Source organism: Microcoleus sp. S13_C5, assembly GCF_036700845.1.
GTDB lineage: Bacteria > Cyanobacteriota > Cyanobacteriia > Cyanobacteriales > Microcoleaceae > Microcoleus.
In genome coordinates, this window is sequence record NZ_JAUBPR010000244.1 from 1 (window position 1) to 2,942 (window position 2,942).

The following is a 2,942-nucleotide window of genomic DNA, read 5'->3' on the forward strand; positions in this document are numbered from 1 at the left end:
CCGACCTGCGGCCGGGCCAGATTTATCGCTGGCGCCGGCAGATGCTTGGTGACGCTGCCGGTTTTGCGCAGCTTGTGGTTCAGCCGGAACGGTCTGCGCCATCCGGATGCGCGGTTGTCGTGGAGATGAGCAGCGCCGTGGTGCGCATATCGGCGAATGCATCGCCGACGCTGGCGGCGGCGGTGCTGCGGTCGCTGCGGCGATGATCCCGATCTCCTCGAGCGCCCGGATATGGATAGCGATGGGCCATACCGACATGCGCAAAGGCATGCGGTCTTTGGCGCTGCAGGTGCAGCATGGTCTGAACCATGATGTGCATGCCGGGGACCTGTACGTCTTTCGGGGACGCAGCGGATCGCTGTGCAAGATCTTGTGGCATGACGGGGTGGGCATGTCGCTTTTTGCCAAACGGCTCGAGCGCGGCAAATTTATCTGGCCCTCGGCAAAGGACGGCGTGGTGGCGATCTCGGCGTCGGCGATGGCATGCATGCTTGAGGGGATCGACTGGCGCAATCCGCAAGCGACATGGCGGCCGAGCCGGGTTGGCTGAGGCGATCCCAGCGACAATCAGGATGAGAATCCTGAGCGACAAAAATGCGCTGAAAGCCCCGAAAATCCTAGCTTTGCGGCGGCATTTTGCTATGATCAGCCATGGCCCGCAACCATGGCAAAGATGAGGTTTTAGCGCTTCGCGCCGAGCTTGCGGCCGCCCGTGATTTTGCCGAACAGGCGCAGCTACAGGCGTATGAGGCGGAAGCGCGCGCGGCGCGGGTTGCGGCCATCAACGCCGACCTGCTCGCCCGAAACGCGCATCTTGAGCTGATGAACGAGAAGCTGCGGCGCGACAAATATGGCGCGAGCTCGGAGCGCAGCCGGCGCATCCTCGAGCAGCTGGAAATGACCTTCGAGGAGCTCGAGGCCGATGCGGCTGAAGCGGAGATCGTGGGCCAGCAGGCGGCGCTCAAGACTTCCAAAGTTGCCGCGTTCGAGCGCAAGCGCCAGGCGCGCCGCGACTTTCCTGCCGATGTGCCGCGCGAACAGATCGTCATTGCCGCGCCGGAACAATGCCCGTGCTGCGGCTCGGATAATCTGAGCCATCTGCCGCCCACGATCACCGAGACGCTGGAGAAGGTACCGGCCCGCCACAAGGTGATCCAGACCGTCCGCGAAAAGGTCGCATGCCGGCATTGCGAGAAGATCAGTCAGCCGCCGGCGCCCTTCCACGTCACGCCGCGCGGCATGTTCGGTCCGCACTTCCTGGCCAGCCTCGTGTTCCAGAAATATGGCCTGCATCAGCCGCTGAACTCGCAGCGTGACCGGCTCGAGAGCGAGGGCATCCCGCTTAGCCTCTCGACCCTGGCCGATCAGATCGGCGCGGTGAGCGCGGCGACCAAGCCGCTCTTCCTGCTCATGGAGGCGCATGTGCTGGCGGCCGAGCGCTTACACGGCGACGACACGACCGTGCCGCTGCTCGCCAAGTACAAAACCGATATCGCGCGAATGTGGGACTATGTGCGCGACGACCGGCCGTTCGGCGGCCCGGCGCCGCCGGCGGTGGTGTTTTATTACTCGCGCAATCGCAAAGGCGAGCATCCGCGCGCTCATCTGGCCAATTACACCGGCATCCTGCAGGTCGATCGTTATGCGGGCTTCAATGACATGTTCAAGGAAGGCTGGGCTGACAAGCCGATGACCCGCGCGAACTGCTGGGCGCACGGCCGCAGGCAGTTCTTCGAACTGGTCGATGTTGCCAGGCAGCTCAAGCGCAAGCGGGACGCCAGACCGATCGCCTCGCCGCTGGCCTTGGAGGCCTTGCAGCGTATCGACCGGATCTTCGAGATCGAGCGGGAGATCAACGGCAAGACAGCTGCCGAACGCCTCGCGGTGCGGCGGGAACGGGCCGCGCCGATCGTCAGCGAGCTTGAGGGGTGGATGCGCGAGCAGCGCAATATCCTCTCGCGTCACGATCCGGTGGCCAAGGCCATAAACTACCTGCTCAACGACTGGCAGGGCTTTACCAACTTCCTCAGCGATGGGCGGATATGTCTTACGAACAATGCCGCCGAGCGCGAGGTCCGCGGTATTGCCCGCGGCAGGAAAGCCTGGCTCTTTGTCGGCTCGGACCGCGGCGGCGAGCGCGCGGCGATGATGTACAGCTTCATCGGAACCTGCCGGCTGAACGACGTCGATCCGTTACTCTGGTTGACCGATGTCCTCGCACGGATCGCGGATCTGTCCCAGAGCCGGCTGCACGAGCTGCTTCCCTGGACCTGGAAAGCCCTGCGCGAAGCCGAGACGATCGAAATGGCCGCCTGACATGGCCGATATCAGCACCGTCTATACGCTCAGACAGGCCGCCCTCATCCTCGGAGAAACCGAGGACATGGTGTTGGAGGCGTCGATCGGGATGTTCTCCGAGGATGGCAGCATAAGAATTATCGACGATGCCTTCTCCGACGACGACTGGGCGATCGCCAAGGCGTTCACCGATGAAGGCATCGAAAACCTGCGATACATTATTGACGCCATCAAAGACGCGTGACGCTGAATCCACGCCGCAGCCGTCAAGCCTTACAATCGCTAGATCCTGCGGCCGCTAACGGATGCGTACGTCGCTATCAGCCCCGGGCGCCACCCCGGCCGTACGCCTCCGTTAGGGGCCGCCTTGCGGGATTGATCGGATAATCTGAGATGGCACCGGTGCAAGCGCTGGTGTTTGCACCGGTGCAAGAGACGGTGCGATGGGTCAGGTAACGATAATGTCAGGCGTGGAGCGCCGACGGAGATGGACGGAAGAGCAGAAGCAGGCGCTGGTAACGGCGATATCGCAGCCCGGCGCGAACATTGCCGACATTGCAAGGCGCGCCGACCTGCGGCCGGGCCAGATTTATCGCTGGCGCCGGCAGATGCTTGGTGACGCTGCCGGTTTTGCGCAGCTTGTG

The 2,942-nt window shown here is 63.3% G+C and carries 5 protein-coding genes; all 5 read left to right on the plus strand.

The window, feature by feature from the left end; translation table 11 throughout:
* On the plus strand, positions 1-206 hold a 206-nt coding region (locus QUA04_RS29180), incomplete at its 5' end, for a hypothetical protein (protein WP_333264156.1).
* Entirely contained in the window at positions 203-550 is a 348-nt protein-coding gene (tnpB, locus tag QUA04_RS29185; protein ID WP_333264159.1) for an IS66 family insertion sequence element accessory protein TnpB, read from the plus strand. The genes QUA04_RS29180 and tnpB, both read left to right, overlap by 4 nt.
* Before the next feature lie 101 nt (positions 551-651).
* On the plus strand, positions 652-2,316 hold the full coding sequence (gene tnpC, locus QUA04_RS29190; RefSeq protein WP_333264162.1) for an IS66 family transposase: 1,665 nt from the start codon (positions 652-654) through the stop codon (positions 2,314-2,316).
* Between the two features lies 1 nt (position 2,317).
* Positions 2,318-2,542, plus strand: coding sequence for a hypothetical protein (locus QUA04_RS29195; RefSeq protein WP_224312254.1), 225 nt, complete (start codon positions 2,318-2,320; stop codon positions 2,540-2,542).
* A gap of 217 nt (positions 2,543-2,759) precedes the next feature.
* Positions 2,760-2,942: transposase (locus QUA04_RS30125; RefSeq protein ID WP_445242395.1), on the plus strand; the 183-nt coding region annotated here is incomplete at its 3' end.

Bases quoted from the DNA above. Each gene is read 5' to 3' on its own strand.
- tnpB (WP_333264159.1), top strand. From the start codon at position 203: ATGATCCCGATCTCCTCGAGCGCCCGGATATGGATAGCGATGGGCCAT.
- tnpC (WP_333264162.1), top strand. From the start codon at position 652: ATGGCCCGCAACCATGGCAAAGATGAGGTTTTAGCGCTTCGCGCCGAG.
- QUA04_RS29195 (WP_224312254.1), top strand. From the start codon at position 2,318: ATGGCCGATATCAGCACCGTCTATACGCTCAGACAGGCCGCCCTCATC.